This is a genomic window from Lyngbya sp. CCY1209, assembly GCF_055795065.1.
Window position 1 is genome coordinate 38,943 of the sequence record NZ_JAYFER010000538.1, and the last position, 19,986, is coordinate 58,928.

Below are 19,986 nucleotides of genomic sequence, written 5' to 3' on the forward strand. Positions count from 1 at the left end.
CTGCCTCTCATTTTACTACCATCAGAGCCGGTACTGACAGTAAACTTCCGAGGCGGCGCGGTGCAGGAGAGAGTGGCGGTAAACCAGGGATTCCATGTCGTCGCAGTAGCCGCCGCCGATGATTCCGGCCACGGGATACCCCATGCCGACGCACGTTGATAACACCTGCATTTCCCGGCGCCACAACCCCGAGTCGGTGAGGGCGAGTTTTCCCAGGCGGTCGTCGATGTGGGGATCGACCCCTGCATCATAGATCACCAGGTCGGGGCGGAATTCCGCAAGCAAATCCGGTAAATATTCGGCCAGGGTTTGCAAATATTCGTCGTCTTCCATCCCCACGGGCAGGGGGACGTCGCGATCGCCGCTCTGTTTTCTGGCGGGGAAGTTCCCCTGACAGTGCAGGTCGAAGGTGAACACGTTGGGCTCGTCTTGGAAAATCACCGCCGTCGCGTCCCCCTGGTGGACGTCGAGATCGACGATCAGGATTTTTTCGGCCAGCCCCAGATGCCGCACCACCTTCGCCGCGATCGCGATATCGTTGAAAATGCAAAATCCCGACCCGTACCCCGGGAAGGCGTGGTGGGTGCCCCCCGCCGTGTTGCAGGCCAACCCCTTTGACAGGGCCAATTTCGCCGTCAAGATCGCCCCCCCCACCGCGATGCGGGTCCGGTTCGCCAACGCCGGAGTCCAGGGGAGGCCGATGCGCCGCTGGGCCTTCGGGTCCAGGGTTCCCCCGCAGTAGGCCTGGACATAATCGGGGTGGTGGACGAGTTCGATCCACTCGTCGGGGGGGAGTTCCGGTTGGTGAAGTTGCGATCGCACGATGACTCGTTCCCGGAGTAACATCTCGCAGAGTAACCCGAACTTTTGCATCGGGAAACGGTGGCCGGGGGGGAGGGGGGCGACGTAATCGGGATGAAAAATAATCGGTAAATCCATCGGGCAGCCGTGAAGTTAAATTAGAAGTTAATGGGAAAACGCGAGGGAGTCAACATGGATCAAACAACGGTTTGGCAGTATGGTAGCAACAACCCGGACAATGCCGACAACCTGGAGGCGATCCGGGAGTGGTGGGGCAATCTCAAGGGAATTAAGGTGGACTGGCAGCAGCGGTTGTTGCCCCAAGATGCCAACCCCCACCAGTTAAATTGGGAACCCCAGAAGTTCGACGAAACCTTCGCGATCGTCAACCCGGAAATGCGGGGAATTACGCTCTATTGGTACAAGCCGGACAGTACCGACGAACGCAACATGACCCCCGCCAAGTTGGAACTCGACACCCGCCACCAGCAGCTTTATATTTACCCCCAATCTCAACAGCAAGTGGTGGTTCGAGTTACCATCCCGGAGGTGCGGTACGAGACGGTGGAAATTCACGATCCCCATATGGCGGTGGGCAAGAATGGTCTGCTGTTGTTGTTCCGGGATAAGGAGCAATTGGTGGATATTAAGATAACGCTTTCCCCCGAAAAGTTGCAGCAGTTGAAAGAAAAGTTGCTGTGATGAGAGACCGATGATCCCCCTAAATCCCCCTTAAAAAGGGGGACTTTATCATTTGCTAATTCACCTCGCCAACTTGACACTGGCTATGGTGGGGGGCAAAAGTCAACGGAAAGTGCAACAGCTTTTACCGTTTGAGTTGGCCGGATCATATCAAATCCGGTTATCCCCTCCTCAACCTCCCCAATCATCGACCGATGATTTGATCGGGTTGGGACCCCTGGCTTGCGCCCTCGGGGAATTGATTCCCAAGCGGTTTTGATATCCAACCCGTTTTGTTCCGATCATTCAATCGGATTGGATAACAGTTGGAAGATTTCACCACAGAGGCACGGAGGACACGGAGACATTGTTCGTATTTCACAAAATTTTTTACCGTTATATTTTTTAATTTAATCGATTTTTTCCCATTGGGAGAATGTGGCAGCTTGTCCGCAATAGTTTTCGCGATCGCCAAACAGATTCCAGACGATAAAATCGGAAATGAGAAACCGCTGCCCCGTCCGCGAAATGCGGATGCCTTTCCCTTGTTTGATATATCCATTTTCTGTGACTGTTTTGAGGAGTTGCAAGCGTTCTTCTTGATCCATCGGCGGGGCGGAATATCGGGAGGGCATTTGGGTCAATTCTTCCCAACTCACTTCCCACAATTCCATCGCTTTCCGGTTCCCGTAATTATAAATGGGGTCGGCTTCCGTGCCGTGACAAAAGACGGGATGGGGGGCTTCAAATAATGCCTTCGCCATTTCTTCCGGCGTTCCGGTTATTTCCAGTAAGGGTTTCCCCATCCAGTGTTGGAAGTTGTCGATAATGAGTTTGCTGTTGAGGATGACGCTTTCTTGTTTCCAGGGCTGAATTTCGTTCATATTAAATCAATAGATAGCGATGAGAAAAAGAGTGTAGAGTCCGGGGCGTTGTCGGGGCGCAAGGCTGGCGCCCTGATTTTACTATAGCATAGCGAAAGAGTACGATCGCGGTCAATATTTCAACTGTTGAATATTCGCATATCCGCCGCGAACTGCCTCGCCGACACCGCTTTGCCAGGTGGCACTATCCACCACTGTCCAGGTGAAATTCGCCGGCAACTGAGTCGGCGCGATCGCACCCTCGAAAGAGGCATGAACCCCGTCCAAGGCGATGGGAATCACCTGGATTTGTCGCAGTTGCAATGTCTTTAAATCGAACAAAACCCGCGCGATCGCCTGTTCCGGCCTGGGTTTCAAATAGGGGTGGATGAAATTCCCCAAACTCTCGAACAGCACCCCCCGCTTTCCCGAAAGGGACTCCACAATTTGCACCGCCTCCCACTTGTGGGAGCCGTGTCCGAAGACGATATCGCCCTCAAACTCGCGGATAAATTGTCGCCCCGTTTCGACCAGTATTTTCTGGGTTTCTTCGTTCCAACTGTGGATGGAAAGAATCCGCAGATCCGCATCGGCATCCCGGAGCGATCGCATCACCGTTTCTCTGTCGGAAATACAGGCGACGTAGGTGCAATCCCCGCCCCCCACATACCAACTCGCGAACGCCACCCGCACCCGCCGCTTCCCGACTTTTATCGTTTTGATGTAGGCGTTTTTTTCAGACCCCACACCGTGCCAAGCCCAGCGAATTTTCAACCGCAATCCCAACCGTTCCAAATGCCGCGCCGACATCAGCGCCCCGTCCATCCCCTCGCCGACGATACAATCGCGGATGTGATTATTCGCCAAACCAATTAAATTGAATCCCCGCCGATAAGCCGCTAACAAATTGTCGGGATGGGAGACGAACGCATAGACATTTTCCTGCTTCGGTTTCCAGAATTCGCTGCATTCGGTTCCCACCGTCGTTTCCCAGTTGATAAACGAGAGGTCGCCGCGATAGGATTTCCCCGTCGGATCGAAGCGATCCAACGCCTTGCCAAAATCCGCTTCCACCCCTTCCGGATAGTAATTCGCCGGCAGCATTTCAGTCAATGGCAAAGGTTGCTGGTGGGAAACCGCCATCCCCGTATCGCCCACCCCCCGCACGTCCAAAAATTCCGGCGCCGAAGTGCGATCGAGCGGCACCGCTTCTGCGGCCGATTTCGCCGGACTGCCGAAGGCGACGATCGCCCCCAATACAACATTTAAAAATATCCTCAGTTTTCTGAATTTATCGTTTTTATCCATTTTCTTACCTTGACTGATCTAGAAACCGGGTTTCTCAGAAGATCTCGAATCTCAACCCGAGTGCCGGGTAGAAACCCGGTTTCTTCCCCCCCACCGATCGCTCTAGAAACCGGGTTTCTCAGAAGATCTCGAATCTCAACCCGAGTGCCGGGTAGAAACCCGGTTTCTTCCTCCCCACCGATAACTCTAGAAATCGGGTTTCTCAGAGAAACTGCAATTTCCCCCCCGAGTGGCCGGTAGAAACCCGGTTTCTTCCCGCAAAGCGCTATATGATCGTAAAAGATAGTTTACAAAAGTTCATTAAGATGACGGCGACCCAATCCTCTCCGAGTATTTCCCGCGATTTCGAGTTCGAGTCCTGGACGTGGCGCGATCGCGCGATCCGCTACACCGTCCGGGGAACCGGCCGGCCCCTGATTTTGATCCACGGCTTCGGCGCCTCCATCGGCCACTGGCGGCACAATATCCCCGTTTTGGCCGAGGGGGGATACCGGGTGTTTGCCCTGGATTTGCTGGGGTTCGGGGCCTCTGAAAAACCCGCCGTCGATTACAGTTTGGACCTGTGGGAAGAACTGCTGCGGGACTTCTGGGCCGAACACATCGGCGAACCGGCGGTCTTTGTCGGCAACTCCATCGGGGCCCTGCTGAGTCTGATGGTGGCGGTGGACCACCCGGAGATCTGCCGTGGGGCGGTTTTGTTGAATTGTGCCGGGGGACTCAACCACCGTCCGGAGGAGTTGAATTTTCCCCTGCGGGTGATTATGGGGACCTTTACCAAGTTGGTGAGCTCTCCGGCGATCGGACCGTTCGTGTTCAACCAAGTCCGCCAGAAACGTCGCATCCGCAACACCCTGCGCCAAGTTTACGGCAACCGGGAGGCGGTGACGGATGAATTGGTCGATTTGCTCTACGAACCTTCCAACGACGCGGGAGCGCAGCAGGTGTTCGCGTCGATTTTGACGGCCCCGGCCGGCCCCCATCCGTCGGAACTTCTGCCCCGCCTGGAGCGTCCTTTATTAGTAATCTGGGGAGAGGATGACCCCTGGACTCCCATCAAGGGCGCCCAGATTTATCGGGATTTGGCGGCAACCGGCGCCCCCGTCGAGTTTGTTTCCATTCCCAAAACGGGCCACTGTCCCCACGACGAACGGCCAACCGTGGTGAACCCGCTGATTTTGAATTGGTTGAGAACGATTGACACGTCGGTGTGAGGCGCGGACGGTGACTCAGAGGTGGGTCTCACCCCCCGATCGCCCCGGAAATGGACCCGAGCAAATGTCTCATTCGTCGGTGTGTGGAGAGGGTTAAATATCACTGGATTTTTAAGGGTTTTCGGCGATCGGAAGAATTTTTTTCTTCAAAAGTGTTGACAAACTGATGGGGGGTTGGCTAGAGTTACTAGCGTGTGAGGAGCGAACCAGCGAGGGCACCGAGACGAAACACGGCCAGTCGTCGGTGTCCTTTCTGAAAAAAAGGAAAATAATGTCTCTGTTTAATACGTGTCATTCCTGTGTGTGGTGTGAGGATGATATCTGGCGGTCAGATGTTCTGGCCGCTTTAGTTGTTGCAACTTCCATAAACTCAAATTGATGGATTTGGGACGTTTCGGTTTGGGCGCGACGATCGCCCCGGGGCGAGTTCAATTGCACAGAAAAGGACAAAAAACGATTAATTTAATGTTTATTTTACAATTGGGCCGGAATTTTTGCACCGAGAAGTTGTCCGGTTCGAGCCCGGAAGTTTAGTCAAATGTCTGAGTATTTTGCAACCGTGGCTCGCGGGTTGGAACCGATGGCGGCAAAGGAGTTAAAACGGCTGGGGGCGGCCGGGGTTGAAGCGGAGTTTGCCGGGGTCAATTTTAGCGGCGATCGCGCCCTACTTTATCGGGTTAATTTGTGGGCGAGAACGATTTTTCGCGTCCTGGTTCCGATCGCCAAATTCCCCTGTCCGGATGCCGATCGCCTCTATCGAGAAGTGCAGAAAATTGATTGGGAACAGTACCTTCACCCCGACCAAACTTTGGCCGTTCACTGCACGGGAAGCAATACGAAGCTCAACCATACCCACTTTACCGCCTTGCAGGTCAAAAATGCGATCGTGGACCGGCAGCGGCGACAATTTGGGCGACGATCAACAGTAGATCTCAGCGATCCGGACTTGCAAATTAACCTCCATATCCACCGCGATCGGGGCATTCTCAGCCTCGACAGTTCCGGGACCAGTCTCCACCGCCGGGGATACCGCCCCGCCGTCGGGAAAGCCCCCCTGAAGGAAAGTTTGGCGGCGGCGTTGTTGGAGTTTGCGGAGTGGGACTGCGATCGCCCGTTTTTGGACCCCTTGTGCGGTTCGGGAACGTTGCCTTTGGAGGCGAGTTTGAAGGCGTTGAACGTCGCCCCCGGACTGTTTCGGGACAGCTTCGGGTTCATGAAATGGCCGGATTTCGATGCGTCGCTGTGGCAACAGATCCGCCGGGATGCGGAGGATAGCCGACGCGAAGAATTGGGGGTTTCAATTGTGGGGTGCGATCGAGATCCGGAGGTACTCGCCCAAGCCGAGTATAACGCCCGACAGTGCGGGGTGGGCGATCGCCTGCAGTTGGTGCGATCGGAATTGTCGGAGGTGGAACCCCCGGCGGATGGAGGGATCATTGTTTGCAACCCCCCCTACGGCGAACGGTTGGGAAATGTCGAGGAGTTGGGGGAATTATATCAGCTTTTGGGGGATCTTCTCAAGCAGCGGTTTAAGGGCTGGACGGCATATATTTTTACGGGAAATAAGGAACTCTCGAAGCGGATCGGTTTGAGGACGTCGAAACGCATTCCTCTGTACAATGGGGCGCTGCCTTGTACGCTATTGAAATATGAATTATATTGACCCCCCCCAGCCCCCATCCCCCCCAGCCCCCCTTTGAAAGGGGGGAGAATTTCCCTTTCCCAGTCTCCCTTTCTAAGGGGATTTTTGACGATTGATATCAGATCCGGTTATTTACCCGCCCCCCCTCATCCCCCCCAGCCCCCCTTGGTAAGGGGGGAGAATTTCCCTTTCCCAGTCTCCCTTTCTAAGGGGATTTTTGAAGATAAAATTTAACCGCGATCAAGCGAATGTGGAATTGCCAAAATCCGGGGGAACGTCTTGCCAACGTCCCTGGCCGATCGCCTGAATTGCCTCTTTTAAAATCACGTCTCCAGTGTACAGTGCCCGACCGACAATTACACCCGTAACGCCGAGGGGTTCCAATGCCAATAACCCCAACAAATCGGTAATGGAACTGACGCCGCCCGAAGCGATTATCGGAATTGAGACGATTTCCGCCACTTCTCGCAGGGCGTCTTTGTTGGGGCCTTGCAGGGTCCCGTCCCGGTGGATGTCGGTGTAGATAATGGCCGCGACGCCCAACTGTGCCATCCGGTGGGCGAGATCGGTGGCTTCCACCTCGGAGGTTTCCAGCCATCCCTTGGTGGCAACTTTGCCGTTGCGGGCGTCGATACCCACGGCGATGCGTCCGGGAAACTCCCGGCACAATTCGGCGACTAATTGGGGATTTTCCACGGCCACCGTCCCCAAAATGGCCCGTTCCACGCCCAAATCGAACAGGGCGGCGACGGTTTCGCGCGATCGCAGTCCGCCCCCCACCTGCACCGGAACCTCCACGGCCCGGGCGATCGCGCCGATCGCCTCGTGGTTGGTGGGTTCCCCCCGCTTGGCCCCGTCGAGATCGACCAAGTGGAGGCGGGTGGCACCCTGGGCGACCCACTCGCGGGCCACGGCGACGGGATCTTCGTTGAAAGTCTCGGAGCGATCGTAGTCTCCCTGGTACAGACGCACGCAGCGCCCCTCCAACAGGTCGATCGCGGGTATTACGTTCATGGATAATTCGGGCAGATAAACGACAGCAATTATAGCGCTACGCGGAGGAGGCGACCGGAGGCGGAGGAGGCGGAGGAGGCAGGGGGGGCAGGGGAGAATCTAAAATCTAAAATCTAAAATCTAAAATCTAAAATTCCCGACTCCCGACTCCCGACTCCCGACTCCCACCCTTCAACGACTTTGCCGGATGGGAATTTCGATCCGAAACTCCGAACCCTTGCCCTTCTCGGAGGTGCAGTCCAACTCTCCCTTGTGGCGATCGACGATAATTTGGTAGCTGACGGACAATCCCAATCCGGTTCCCATCCCCACCGGTTTGGTGGTGAAAAAGGGGTCGAAAATGCGCGATCGCACCTCTTGAGTCATCCCTTCTCCGTTGTCCGCGATGCGGATCACCGCCCGATTGTCGTCCGCGATCGCCGTGGTAATCGTAATTTGCGGGGGTTGGTGAGTCCCTTCGTCCCCCAAACATTGTAAGGCGTCGATCGCGTTGCTGATGATGTTAAAAAACACCTGGTTGAGCTGTCCCGGATAGCATTCGATTTTGGGCAGATCGCCGTAATTTTTGGCGATCGCAATTTCCGGGCCGCCGGGGGACAGTTGCAGGCGGCCGTTGAGAATCGTCAGGCTGCTGTCGAGTCCTTGGTGGATGTCCGCCTCTTTCATTTCCGCCTCGTTCAGGCGGGAAAAATTCTTCAAGGACTGGACGATAGCTTGGATGCGTCTCGCCCCCGTCTCGACGGAATTCATCAATTGGGGCAGGTCGTAGGTCAAGAAATCCAGGTCGATTTCCTCGATCAATTTCTCGATTTCCGGCGATTGTGCGTTGTGTTTCTGATAGGTTTCGATCAACAACAGCAGGTCGCCGACATATCCCCGCAGGTGGGCGACATTCCCCAAAATAAACCCGACAGGGTTGTTGACTTCGTGGGCGACTCCGGCAACGAGTTGCCCCAGGCCGGACATTTTCTCGCTCTGAATTAATTGCGTTTGGGCGCGTTTGAGTTCTTGCAGGGTGCTCTCGAGTTCTCGGGTTTTTTGTTGCAGGTGAGTTTCGGCCCGTTTGAGTTCGGTGACGTCCATGATCGTCCCGAACAGTCCGACGACCGGACCGCCCCCGTCCCGTACCGCTTTCACCTTGATGTGGACGTGGCGGGGGGGGTCGCAGGAAAGTCGCGCCTCCACCTCCGCCGGGGTTCCATCCGTGACCGTCTTCCCGAGGGCGGTCTGAATCCGATCGCGGTCGTCGGGGTGGTAATATTCCAGGGATTCGGGGATGCCGGGGGGACCCCAATCGCGATCGCGGTTGAAAATCCGGAAGACCTCGTCGGACCAGATAATCGTGTTGTTGCAGGCATCGTATTCCCAATTACCGATATGGGCTAATTCTTGGGCTTCCTTGAGGGCCTGGGTGGTGCGCTGCAGGGCCGCTTCGGCTTGTTTGCGATCAGTGATGTCGGTGTGAGATGCGATCGCCCCGATCACGTTGCCCTCACCGTCTTTAATGGCATTGGCCCGCAGGAGAATTTGTTGGCGGCGATCGTTTTTGGAGCGCTGTTCGACTTCGCCGATCCAACTCTCTCCCCGGTTGAGGGCGGCAAAGATTTCGGGTACGATGGTGGGGTCGATGAAGGTGGCGGGTATGCCTCCAAATTCGTTGAATTCTTCCGCCGTTTCGCAATCGAACATCCGCGAAAATGCCGGATTTTGATAAAAGTGATGGCCTTGGGCGTCGGCGATGCCGATGGCGTCGCTGGAACATTCGACCGCCTGCTTGTACAGCATCAACGTGGCTTCGATCTGCTTGCGTTCCGTCACGTCGCGGCAGATGCACACCATCCCCGCCTCCGTCAGCGTCAGGGACACCTCTTGCATGAAGGACGTACCGTCCCGGCGTCGGCTCTGGACTTCCCCCTGCCACTGACGTTCGGCTTGGATCTGGGGAACGATGTCCCGCTCCATGCGTTCGATCTCCTCCGGTTCGTAGAGTTCCCGCCAGGTTTTCCCCAGCAGTTCCCCGGGTTCGGAATAGCCGAACATTTTCAGATAGGCGCGGTTCACATAGGTGAATTCCTGCTGGTGATTTTGAATGGCAATGCCGTCGCTGCTGCCTTCGATCGCCGCGAGCCGCTGTTGCAGCAATTCCGCCGTCTGCAGGCGGTCGCCGATGTCCTCGAACAGTCCGAGTACCCCCACCACGTTGCCGTGGCGGTCGTGGAGGGGGATTTTGCTGGTTTCGACGATCCGCACTTCCCCCGTCGGCAGGTGTCGCGTGCCCCGGACGCGGAGTTTGGGGCGTTGGCTGGCGATCACCTGGCGATCGCCGGCCCGGTATTCTTCGGCTTCTTCCTTCGTCCAGGATAAATCGTCGTCGGTTTTTCCCACGATTTCCCGAGGGTGGTGCACTCCCGCGGCGAGGGCGAACAGGCGGTTGCATCCCAGATAGACTGAGTTGCAATCTTTCCAAAAAATCGCCTGGGGGACGTGATCCATCACCAACTCTAGCAGGCGGTGGGAGTCTTCCGGGGACGAGTTTTCCCGGTGGGATAATTGCGTTCTCAGGTTTTGGTTTTCCCGTTGCAGCGACGCGACAGAATGGCGCAATTCTTGCAATTCCCGTTGGAGGGATGCGATCGGTTCTTCCGATCGCAAATCGTAGGGTTCGGAACCGACCCTCGATGAATTCTGGGTCCCGATCGCATATCGATTAAATTTTGACCCGCTTTCAGCTTCAACCATTCCATCCTCGCTCGTTCGATATTTTGCTCTCACTCCAAACCACCCTCGACACCGTTCCGCCTTCCCGCCGACTCCGGGAAATTGAGTTGATTAATTATACTCTGTCGCACTCGCAGCTACTTCTCGCCTGCCACAAAATGGAGGCGGGGAGGGTGGGCCACATCGGCGTCCGCACTTGCGCCGACCGCAGCGCCTCCGCCGTCCAAGTATTGCAATTTCGGGCGATCGAATACCGATCTTCCGCTTCATAAAAACTGTCCCTTACTCCGTAGCCCGGGCGGATTTTGATCGGTTCTCCACCGGCATCCGTCGCGAAGGAATTTTTCAGAATTTTGACCAATTGTAAATAATTTTTTCGACTGATTTTGATGCAGTTGGATTCGGCCCGGTCGGGCAGGGTTTCGTATCCCTGCACCCGCATCACCGAAGCCGTGGGACTCAGCAACGCCCGCAGGGCGACGGTCGGCTTCAAGTCCGCCAGGGTCGGGGCTTGTAGGTACACCTGGCGATCGCCCCACCCCAGGGCGAGATATCGATAATCGGCGTCGGGATTGCGCCCGATTTCCGCCAAATTGAGAAACTGATTCCAATCGAAAACCGACGTTTTGACCGGCACAAAAATATCGGTGTGAAATGGGTTGGCACTCAGGTAAATGGCGATCGCGCAGTCGTTTTGATCCGCGCTCCGCCACGGCCGGGGCAGCAGCGCCCCCCCCAACAAGGCGACGAATAGAGAAAGAAAGCCGATCCCCCCCCAACGTAGTATCCAGAGTAATTTAGATTTCATTGGTTCGGAAAATTTGAGCCGCACCCCTGTGTTTTGAATATACAAGAAAAGGGGCGCGAATTTTTCACGCCCCAATTGTCGAATGCTATGATTGGGTTAAATTGAGATTATTTGATCGCGATCGCTTCCCGTTCTTCTGAAGCTTCTGCTTCCACGGGTGCAGTTTCGACCGCCGCTTCATCCCCGAGGTCGAAGTCGCCGCCGGGGGCTTCCGGATGCTCCCCACCGCCAACCGTGCGACGGCGGGCATAAAACACGCCGCCCGCCACTGCCAACCCGGCCGCACCGGCGCCGAACCGGGCGATGCGGAGATCGGATTTGAGGGGTTTGATTTGACTCCAGAACGAGCCCTCGGAGGTCGTAGAAGTGAAGTCAACTCCCTTGTTTTTGCTGCTGAACAGACAGGGGCCGGCGGCGGCGGGGGCGGTGCTGAAAACGGTTCCGCCGGCGATCGCCAGAACAGATGCCAGTGCTGCAAATTGTTTCATGGTTATCGGTGGTAATATGAGTGCTTTGGAAAGATTGGTTACTCATGTTAGCACCGTTTTGAAATTTTGGAATGTATCCGATCCGGCAAATTGCCATTTTCGCCGACTCGAATTCCCCCGGAAACCCCGTTCAGAAGGATTTCCCGGTCGCCCCGAGGTCGAGATCTGGCCATCGGCTTTCGGCAACCCTTGAGAGCCCGTCGTCGGGAGGGTTCGGGATTTTCAACGCCGCTCCGAACCGTCCGGGCGACGGCCACACCGTCTCAACTGGCGGCAACTCGCGGAGCTGCACACACCAACCGGATCAGCGACAGGGAAACGGCGTCGGCGATCAGTTCTTGCAGCATCCGGCCCACTTGTCGGGTTTGTTCCTTGTAGCCTTCTTTCAGAGCCGTGTCGCACCCCGGTGGCAAAAATTGTTGGACTCGAGCCAGGGCTTGATTTCTGTCGATGGAACTGACGGTCGCTTTGGGTAGGGTCGCCAGTTGGCGATCAAGTTCCTGGATGACGAGAAGATCCAGATTCTGATACTCAAACCATACGGTTTCCAAAGAAGACATATTCATGAGGACACTCTGTAAATCTAGAAAGCACGCACACTCGATTGCTCGATTTGTCTTTAGGGGAGAGTCCGCCGGTTTATGCATCTCCAATCAAAAGGCCGTCACTTCAGTCCATTTGCACCCGGATTCAAGATGTATCAGAAACAACAAAAACTCCTCTCGCCAAAACGTTCCTCTATATGTGCGACACCGATTCCCCTACCTTTAATTTTTTCTGCTCTGAAACGGGAAGTCAACAGTGGATTTACTGAAAAATGAAGGTCGCGATCGGGTAATGACCCAAAATCACTCCGTAATTTTACGGAGCGATCGCCGTCATCGCATCCAACCGTCGGGGCGAATTGCAAATTGCCCCGACCGCAAAGGGCAATAATTACCCTAAATCTGACAGAAATTTGCGGATTCTCTCTGGGGTTCCTCAAATGGGGAGACTGCCTGGGGATTCGCTTCCGCCTCGGCTGATCTTTTCGGAAACTCTCCCTTTTGATAGGCGGCAATTTGTTCGGGCGTCAGCAAGTCCATAAAATCGGCTAATTCGCCGTAGGTGATGCACCGGACTTCCGGCTGTCCGCAAACCGACTCCGCGAACCGGAACATCGCATTCCAATAGGCCCCGTTATTCCAGGCGGAAAAGTGGTGGCCGATGTGGACGGGGGCGCGATTGCCCTCGTCGTTGGCCTTGAAATAGTTCATGTAGGTCTGATAGGTGTCCTCCTCGTAGAATTTTGCATTGGCAGAATTGGGTCGGGCTTTCGAGTGGGCGTAATAAAAATTGTAGTCCATCGACAGGACATTTTTGCCACTTTTTGCCGTCCTCAAACTCGCCAGCGGAAAATTCCAAACCCCATTTTGCTTTTGGGGCCAGTAGTCGGCTTGGGCGACCTGGCTGGTATCGTAGCGAAATCCCTTCTTTTGCAGGGTTTTGTACAATCCCGATCCTCGCCCCAATTCCGGTGCGCGAAAGCCTTCAATTGCGGCGCGATCGAAGGCGAGAGAACCGTCCAAATTGTTGATTTTGTAGGAATCAAAAATCAAGCGATCGAAAGCGTCAAATTCTTTCGTCCAGTCCGCCTCGCTCCAGCGACTGCCGTCGAAGTGTCCGACGGCGTGGGAGGCGATTTCGTGACCCTCTTGATAGGCAAAATTGAGTTGATCTAACCGCTGTTTGACTTCCTCGGTTGTCCCTCCCCAGCCGATCGCGGATCGTCCGACTCCCTTGCCGGCTGGAGCGTCGTAAAGTTGGCGATCGCCATCGTTGATAAAATAAACCGCGCTGATAAAATAGGTGAACCGCAGGGGTATCCCTTTCGCCTCCATTTCTTTGGCGAAATTCCGCGATTTATTCCAGGCGTCGAGCGATCGCGATCCGTCAAAAGCCAACAACACGAATTGCGGCGGACGGCCTTCGGGAAGGTCAATTAACCCTTCATCCCGCATCAGACCGAATAAAAACTGCGAATTCCAGCGATTTGAATGGCAGGAAGTCCCCCCACCCCGTTTTTGACAGGCGGCGATCAACGTCTCGGGAAACGGCCCCAGGGCGTTTTTTCCTTCCACGCAGTAACTCGCGATGCGGTTGAAGCGGGCACCGTCGGGACATCGACCTGTTCCGTAGGCGTTTAAAAATAAATCCTCGGACCAGCGATCGGACCGGCAAGCCGAACCGCCGCCCCAGTCGAGGCACTTTTGAACCATTTTTTCGGTGAACGGTCCCAAAGCCGTCCGGCCGTCCGAACAGAAATAGCCACCCCCGTCGTTGACCGATTTTCGTTCAAATTGGACGGGTGTGGCGATCGCCTCCTGAGATGTTCCGAAAACGGTCTGTTTCGAGGTTGCGGCGCGATCGCCCCAATTTCCACAGCCGGAAAGCAAGAGTAAAGACCCCAATCCCAGCAAACTGCGGGACAACAATTGTATCGATTTCACGTCCTAAATTTTGTCGCTAAAAGGAACGCACCGTTTATATCACAATTTTTAGCGCAAATATAGTTTGAATCCGGAAAATTTCGGTAACAACTGGCGATCGGGGGAGGGACGAAATTGTTTTTCCGTTATCCTTCCCCAAGTCCTAATTGCTGCGGAGGGCAACGATCGGATCGAGTTTGGCGGCGCGTCGGGCGGGCACGACTCCGAAAAATAATCCGATACCCCCGGAAACGCCCACCGCTACCGCGATCGCAGCCGTCGAAATTCCGGCTTCCAAAGGCGTCAGCATCCCCACAATTAACACGCCACTAATTCCCAATCCGGTGCCGATCGCGCCCCCCGCTGCGGCTAGGATCACCGCTTCGATCATGAACTGAATTAAAATGTCATTTTGGGACGCACCAATTGCTTTCCTTAAACCGATTTCTTGGGTTCTTTCGGTGACGGAAACCAGCATGATATTCATGATGCCAATTCCGCCAACTAATAAGGAAATCGAAGCCGTCGCCGCCAGCATCAATGTCAGGGCTCCGGTAATTTGTCCGAGGGTGTTCATCAGGTCTTTTTGGTTGCGGACAGTAAAATCATCTTCGTCGGTAATTTTGTGCCGCAGCCGCAGGAGATTTTCGATTTGAAATTGTGCCGCCCGCATCTGATCTTCATTTTGAATCGAAACGGAAATAAACGTCACTTGCAAGCCGTAGGGTGAGGTGCGTCCGACGATGCGGTTGGCGACGGTGGTGATGGGGACGAAGGCGTTCATATCTTGGTTGCTGCCGAATGTCGATCCCTTCGGCTGCATGACTCCGATCACTTGTAATGTGATGTCTTTGAGTCGGACTTGTTTGCCGATGGGATCTTCATTTCCGAACAGTTGTTCGGCGATTTCAGAACCCAGGGCGACAACCTGTTCGTTGCGTTTGATATCCAAGTCGGTGATAAACCGCCCCCGGGCGACATCGAAGTTCCGAACTCGCAAATATTCGGGGGTAGTTCCGATCAGAGAAGCGGTGGCATTTTTACTCCGATAAGACATCAATTCGCTGGCATTCAAGGAGGGTGCTACAGCCTCGACGGAGGGGACTTGTTCCGCGATCGCTTCCGCATCTTCCCAAATTAAATTTTGGGGCGGATAGACGGGCTGGCGTTGCGCCTCTGGGCTTCCCGGGACGATAAATAGGACGTTGGGACCGAGAGAATTAACCTGATTGTTGACAAAACTTTGCGCCCCTTCCCCGATGCCGATCATGGCGATGACGGAGGCATTTCCGATGATGATTCCCAGCATCGTCAGGCTGCTTCGCATCTTGTTGGCAAGCAGCGTTGTGGACGACATTTTTATGCTTTCAAATATATTCATTATTTGTTGTTTTTTTCAAGGGTTATTTGTAGCGCTTTACCGCCCGGTGGGGCTGAAGCCCAACAACGAGATTTTCGTTCAATTTTGGATAGTCTTTAAATTCGGTTATTTCCGGATCGTTGTTGACGATCGCACCCGCCAGACGTTTCGGATCGTCCCGTTGAAAATGGATGATTTGGGCGGGGAAAAATACGGTGCGGTAAGCATCGATTATCTCTCGCTCCGACAAGCCTTCCTGATTTCTGGATAACGCCCGTTTCAGGGCAGTTTGAAAACCGCAGTCGATCCAGATTGAAAAGTCGTAATTATTTATGAATTTTTGCTGTATCAGATAAATCGCCTCCAGTACAATCACATCCACATTTTTAAATTGATAAAGGTGTCGGCGATAGGCGGTGTCCGTCTCCTCTAAAAAGTCGGTTTCAAGGCGGATCGATCGCCCATCGCGCAATGGCAAAACGAGTTGGGAAAACATCTCCTCGAAACGGAAAGCATTTTGATAGAAATGTTCGCCGGGATTGTCAGAATTGAACCGCCGTTCGGGAAGGTTCAGCCAGCCGTCTCCGTGGATGGCGATCGCATTCATCCCCGCCGCCTTCAAACCCTCGATAATCTTAGCCGTGAGGTAGCCTTTCCCGCAGCCGTCGATGCCGCTGAGGGCGACCAAAATACTGCGCCTTTTGGGAGTGCGATCGCGGATTGGCAAAATCGAATTGATACTATCGCGAATATCGGACATTTTCCGTTATGCTGAAATCGGTTAATTTATTTGACGATCTCTTCCAAACTCTGCCCTTCTGGCAACTCGATAAACACGCGATCGCCCGTCGTAATTCCCTCCAAAATTTGGATCTCATTTCCGATCTGCGATCCCAGGGTCACGGGGTAAAATTCCGGTTCCCCGTTCTCGTCGGGAAGCAGCACCCCCGTCTCTCCTTTATTGGTGACGATCGCCACCGTCGGAACCACCAGGGCATTGTCGAGGGTGTCCCCCACAAACCGCAAATTCACGTTCATTCCCGACTGCAATTGATCCTGTCCCGTCTGGATATCGATGCGGACTTGGAACAGGGTCACGTCCCGCTCTTTCACCGCTTCCGGCGCGATCAAATGCACTCGCCCTTCAAACACTTGATCCGGGTACGCATCCGCCACAATTTCCACTTTTTGATCGGGTCGAAGTTGGGAAATATCCGCCTCGGGAATTTTCGCCAAAACTTCCAAATCCTTCGCCAAGGCGACAATCGAAGTCGAGGTCGCCGACGTCGCGTCCGATGCCGAAGTAGCAGGGGTAACAAAGGCCCCCTCCACCGCATAGCGCTGGGTGATAATGCCGGCGAACGGGGCGCGGATGTTGCTATCTTCCACCTGCACCTGATAGAAGCGAACCTGGCCTTCCGCCTCCCGGACATCCGCCTCGGCGGCGGCGATATCTTCGGGGCGAGTTCCGTTCAACAGTTCGTCCAACTGGCTGCGGGCCTCCGCCACATCCGCCTCGGCCTGGGCGATCGCTTCCGGGCGGGTGCCGTTTTCCAATTTTCGCAAATTCTGGCGTTCCTGTTCCACGGCGGCTTCCAACTGGTCGATCTGCGATCGCCGATTTTCCCGCAACTGTTCGATTCGCTGTTCCGCCTCGTCCTGCAGGGCTTCCAGGCGACGGCGATCGCGCCGATACTGGTCCAGGGCATCCTCGGAGATCGCCCCCTGAGCCCTCAAACTTTCGTATCGCCGAACCCGTTCCTCGGCCAATTCCAACTCGGCCAAATTCGCCTCCAGTCGCGCCTGGGCCTGTTCGATCTCGTTCTGAAAACTCCCGGTTCGGGCGTCCGACAGGCGACTTTCCGCCTCTTCCAGTCGCGCCCGGGCTCCGGCGACTTCCTCCCGGCGGGTTCCGGCTTCCAACTCGTCCAGACGCGCCCGCATCCGATCCAACCGTGCCCGCGCCGCCGCAATTTCCTCGGGACGGCTTCCGGCTTGCAATTTATCTAAATTGGCTTCGGCCCGCTGCAACCGGGCTTCGGCTTGGCGGAGTTGGGCTTCGATTTCATTGCTTTCCATCCTGGCGATGACCTGGCCCGCCGCCACGCGATCGCCCTGTTCGACGTATAATTCCTGTAGGCGACCCTGGGTTTTCGGGCTCAGGTTGACCCGCCGCACGGGCTGCACCACGCCACTGGCCGAGATCCGCACGGTCAGGTCCTTCGCCTCCACCGGAACCGTCAGGGTTTCCACGGTTTCGAGTTGGCCGGAGTTGCGATTGAAGACCTGATACCCGACGACGGGCAGGGCCACGACTCCGGCAGCGATCGCGGCGACGGCCCAAGTTTTCGGTCGGCGCAGGGGCGATCGTTTCGGTGTATCGGCTGTAAAATCGTGTTTGACGGCGCCGTTCGGCGATTCCGTCTCCCCTTTGGGACCCGTTAACATATCGATTGCTCCATTCACGTTGCGGACGCGATCGCGATTTTTGCCACAACTTGACTCGTCCGCTATCTATCAATTTTACCTAAATCATCGCGAGAAAACGGGTCGAACAACACACCAAACCCCCCGGCGGATTCCCGAACGATCCGGAACGAGGATACAATCCAGTCGGGTGGGCTAGGCGCGGCCGTAATCTTTCGGAACAACCCACAACATTTCATCGGCCCCGTAACCCACCATAAAAATTCAAAATTCAAAATTCAAAATTCAAACAACTATTGAGGCGGTGTTGAAATTTCATTAACGCACCCTACTGGTGCGACTCGGACGCCACACGGAAGCGATCGCCTTTTACAAACAATCTCTGGAAATCGCACGGGACATCGGCGACAGACGGGGGGAAGCCTATTCTTTAAACAATTTGGGCAACGCTTACTATTCCCTCGGACGCCACACGGAAGCGATCGCCTTTTACGAACAATCTCTGGAAATCTTTCGGGACATCGGCGACAGACGGGGGGAAGCCTATTCTTTAAACAATTTGGGCGAAGCCTATGATGGTTTAGAAGACTATCAACAAGCTCTTTCTTTCTATCAACAAGCCTTAACCATCGCCGATGAGATTCAATCCTCACTGAGACAAGCCGAAATCTGGTATAACTTCGGCAAAACCCTCACCAAATGCGATCGTATTCCCGACGCCCTTGGTGCCTACCGCAACGCCCGCCAATTGTATCAACAACTGCAACTCGAACACAAAATCGAAGAGTGCGACGTCGCCATCCAACAATTGGAAACGCCGCCGCCGTCGCCTCTCACCCCCTGGCAAAAACTCCGCCAGTTGTACCGCCGTTTCGTGCAATTCATCCGCAATTTATTCAGTTAAAAGATTTCTTGCCCTCACCCCCGGCCCCTCTCCCAATTTTGGGAGAGGGGAGAAAAGCCGGGTTTTTGAGTTAGAAACCGGGTTTCTTTGGAAGATTTGGATGGGGATGGAGAGATGTCGTAGAAACCCGGTTTCTAGAGTTGTCGGTGGGATGATGCGATCGCTTTCTATTCCCTATATTCCGCGAGGGTATCATCCGCCATATCCCCAAGACCATGATAAAATAGTCAAATGAAGCGATCGCTCTTAAAAAACCATGTACACGACAATTCCCGTCGAAATCCCAACCAGTGCATTTTCAGCCCTGCGGAAGAATCCCGATGAATTTGTCCGAGAAATGCGAATTGCGGCGGCCGTCAAATGGTACGAACTCGGGGACATCTCTCAAGCCAAAGCCTCCGAAATTGCCGGGTTAAGTCGCGGCGAGTTTATCAATGCTTTGTCCCGCTACAAAGTTGACTTCATGCAGTATACAGAAGCCGAATTAATGGAAGAGTTGGAAATCTAACGTCGCCCCGGACAATTTTTCACTCGCCCTCACCCCCGGCCCCTCTCCCAACTTTGGGAGAGGGGAGAAAAGCGATAACCTGATGTTGGGTTTCATTCCTGTTCAACCCCACCGACCAACTGGATGTGATATAATTTTGGGTTGAAACTATAATTGATTCGAGTCAAGTTTAAGGGAAAAAATGCTAGTTAGTGTTCAAGGAATTTACCGAAATGGACGGATCGATTTAATCGAAAACCCCAATAATATGCCGGAAGGAACTCGTGTAATTGTCACGTTTGTCGAGTCGAGTGAAATTGACTTAGCATCTCAAGGAATTGACCGCACACAAGCCGAATTTCTCCGCGCCAGTTTGGCGACGTTCTCAGAGGACTGGGATAGCCCTGAAATGACCATTTATGACAACTATGACGCAGCCAAAGCCAACAGTTAACCGGGGAGAAGTCGGGCAAAAACTTCCTCTCCATCTGTCACCTGCCCTCGGGAAATTTGCTCCGTCCCCACTGCAATTTTTTGACGGAGTTCGGACAAACGCATCTCATCCCGTTGGCGATTCTGTTCTTTCAGCAGTTCCAAAGCCGCCGCGATCGCATCTTCTGCCGTTTGATACTTTCCCATTTGAACGAGGGACTGAATAAACTGCTCTTGTTCCGCCTGTAAAGTAATGTTCATCGTTTCCAATTCCCAGAATACCCTTTCAGCTATTATAGCAAAAAATATGATTAATAGTGTTTAATTCCAGTGTAGAAAATCGCTGTTTACCCGATAGCCACTCGCCCTCACCC

Annotated in this window: 19 protein-coding genes; 6 read left to right on the forward strand and 13 right to left on the reverse strand. The window is 54.5% G+C overall.

All coding sequences use genetic code 11. From position 1 onward, the window contains the following. Positions 1–21: 21 nt before the first annotated feature. A complete protein-coding gene (locus tag AC0QHF_RS17945; protein ID WP_324705602.1) occupies positions 22–939 on the reverse strand; it encodes a histone deacetylase family protein in 918 nt (305 codons plus the stop codon). Positions 940–993: 54 nt separating this feature from the next. On the opposite strand from AC0QHF_RS17945, the gene AC0QHF_RS17950 reads away from it, so the two are divergent. After that, complete coding sequence (locus AC0QHF_RS17950) at positions 994–1,503, forward strand: hypothetical protein (RefSeq protein WP_324705603.1); 510 nt, start codon at positions 994–996, stop codon at positions 1,501–1,503. 389 nt (positions 1,504–1,892) lie between these two features. On the opposite strand, the gene AC0QHF_RS17955 is transcribed toward AC0QHF_RS17950, so the two are convergent. Together AC0QHF_RS17955 and AC0QHF_RS17960 are read right to left on the reverse strand one after the other, a co-directional pair. Beyond that, complete coding sequence (locus tag AC0QHF_RS17955; protein ID WP_324705604.1) at positions 1,893–2,366, reverse strand: MEKHLA domain-containing protein; 474 nt, start codon at positions 2,364–2,366, stop codon at positions 1,893–1,895. Between the two features lie 111 nt (positions 2,367–2,477). After that, on the reverse strand, positions 2,478–3,653 hold the full coding sequence (locus tag AC0QHF_RS17960; RefSeq protein ID WP_324705605.1) for a CapA family protein: 1,176 nt from the start codon (positions 3,651–3,653) through the stop codon (positions 2,478–2,480). A 305-nt stretch (positions 3,654–3,958) separates the two neighbouring features. On the opposite strand from AC0QHF_RS17960, the gene AC0QHF_RS17965 reads away from it, so the two are divergent. Together AC0QHF_RS17965 and AC0QHF_RS17970 are read left to right on the forward strand one after the other, a co-directional pair. Then, positions 3,959–4,864 carry an alpha/beta fold hydrolase gene (locus AC0QHF_RS17965; protein ID WP_324705606.1) on the forward strand — a complete coding sequence of 302 codons (906 nt, stop codon included), beginning with the start codon at positions 3,959–3,961 and terminating at the stop codon, positions 4,862–4,864. Between the two features lie 538 nt (positions 4,865–5,402). Continuing rightward, entirely contained in the window at positions 5,403–6,527 is a 1,125-nt protein-coding gene (locus tag AC0QHF_RS17970) for a THUMP domain-containing class I SAM-dependent RNA methyltransferase (RefSeq protein ID WP_324705607.1), read from the forward strand. A gap of 219 nt (positions 6,528–6,746) precedes the next feature. Here AC0QHF_RS17970 and hisA read toward each other — a convergent pair whose 3' ends face one another. From hisA to AC0QHF_RS18015, 9 genes are all read right to left on the reverse strand, one after another. After that, a complete protein-coding gene (gene hisA, locus AC0QHF_RS17975; RefSeq protein ID WP_324705608.1) occupies positions 6,747–7,520 on the reverse strand; it encodes a 1-(5-phosphoribosyl)-5-[(5-phosphoribosylamino)methylideneamino]imidazole-4-carboxamide isomerase in 774 nt (257 codons plus the stop codon). 171 nt (positions 7,521–7,691) lie between these two features. Continuing rightward, the gene (locus AC0QHF_RS17980; RefSeq protein ID WP_324705609.1) at positions 7,692–10,259 is read right to left on the reverse strand and encodes a PAS domain S-box protein; all 2,568 of its coding nucleotides are present in this window, start codon (positions 10,257–10,259) and stop codon (positions 7,692–7,694) included. Positions 10,260–10,353: 94 nt separating this feature from the next. Next, positions 10,354–11,046: a TIGR02117 family protein gene (locus AC0QHF_RS17985; RefSeq protein WP_324705610.1), complete on the reverse strand. Its 693-nt coding sequence runs from the start codon at positions 11,044–11,046 to the stop codon at positions 10,354–10,356. 107 nt (positions 11,047–11,153) lie between these two features. Then, the gene (locus tag AC0QHF_RS17990) at positions 11,154–11,534 is read right to left on the reverse strand and encodes a hypothetical protein (RefSeq protein ID WP_324705611.1); all 381 of its coding nucleotides are present in this window, start codon (positions 11,532–11,534) and stop codon (positions 11,154–11,156) included. Positions 11,535–11,797: 263 nt separating this feature from the next. Further along, positions 11,798–12,100 (reverse strand): hypothetical protein, encoded by a 303-nt coding sequence (locus AC0QHF_RS17995; RefSeq protein WP_324705612.1) that lies wholly within the window; start codon positions 12,098–12,100, stop codon positions 11,798–11,800. Between the two features lie 375 nt (positions 12,101–12,475). Continuing rightward, positions 12,476–14,023 (reverse strand): polysaccharide deacetylase family protein, encoded by a 1,548-nt coding sequence (locus AC0QHF_RS18000; RefSeq protein ID WP_324705613.1) that lies wholly within the window; start codon positions 14,021–14,023, stop codon positions 12,476–12,478. A gap of 142 nt (positions 14,024–14,165) precedes the next feature. Then, a complete protein-coding gene (locus tag AC0QHF_RS18005; RefSeq protein WP_324705614.1) occupies positions 14,166–15,383 on the reverse strand; it encodes an ABC transporter permease in 1,218 nt (405 codons plus the stop codon). Positions 15,384–15,405: 22 nt separating this feature from the next. Continuing rightward, positions 15,406–16,122, reverse strand: a complete 717-nt coding sequence (locus AC0QHF_RS18010; protein WP_324705615.1) for a uridine kinase family protein — start codon at positions 16,120–16,122, stop codon at positions 15,406–15,408. Between the two features lie 26 nt (positions 16,123–16,148). Then, on the reverse strand, positions 16,149–17,810 hold the full coding sequence (locus AC0QHF_RS18015; RefSeq protein ID WP_324705616.1) for an efflux RND transporter periplasmic adaptor subunit: 1,662 nt from the start codon (positions 17,808–17,810) through the stop codon (positions 16,149–16,151). Between the two features lie 313 nt (positions 17,811–18,123). On the opposite strand from AC0QHF_RS18015, the gene AC0QHF_RS18020 reads away from it, so the two are divergent. The 3 genes from AC0QHF_RS18020 (at position 18,124) to AC0QHF_RS18030 (ending at position 19,634) form a co-directional block, all read left to right on the forward strand. Continuing rightward, on the forward strand, positions 18,124–18,693 hold the full coding sequence (locus AC0QHF_RS18020) for a tetratricopeptide repeat protein (RefSeq protein ID WP_324705617.1): 570 nt from the start codon (positions 18,124–18,126) through the stop codon (positions 18,691–18,693). Positions 18,694–18,949: 256 nt separating this feature from the next. Continuing rightward, a complete protein-coding gene (locus tag AC0QHF_RS18025) occupies positions 18,950–19,201 on the forward strand; it encodes a UPF0175 family protein (RefSeq protein ID WP_324705618.1) in 252 nt (83 codons plus the stop codon). Between the two features lie 181 nt (positions 19,202–19,382). Then, positions 19,383–19,634, forward strand: a complete 252-nt coding sequence (locus AC0QHF_RS18030; RefSeq protein WP_324705619.1) for a hypothetical protein — start codon at positions 19,383–19,385, stop codon at positions 19,632–19,634. On the opposite strand, the gene AC0QHF_RS18035 is transcribed toward AC0QHF_RS18030, so the two are convergent. Then, complete coding sequence (locus AC0QHF_RS18035; protein WP_324705620.1) at positions 19,631–19,873, reverse strand: ribbon-helix-helix domain-containing protein; 243 nt, start codon at positions 19,871–19,873, stop codon at positions 19,631–19,633. The two genes, AC0QHF_RS18030 and AC0QHF_RS18035, sit on opposite strands and share 4 nt — an antisense overlap. Between the last annotated feature and the right edge of the window lie 113 nt (positions 19,874–19,986).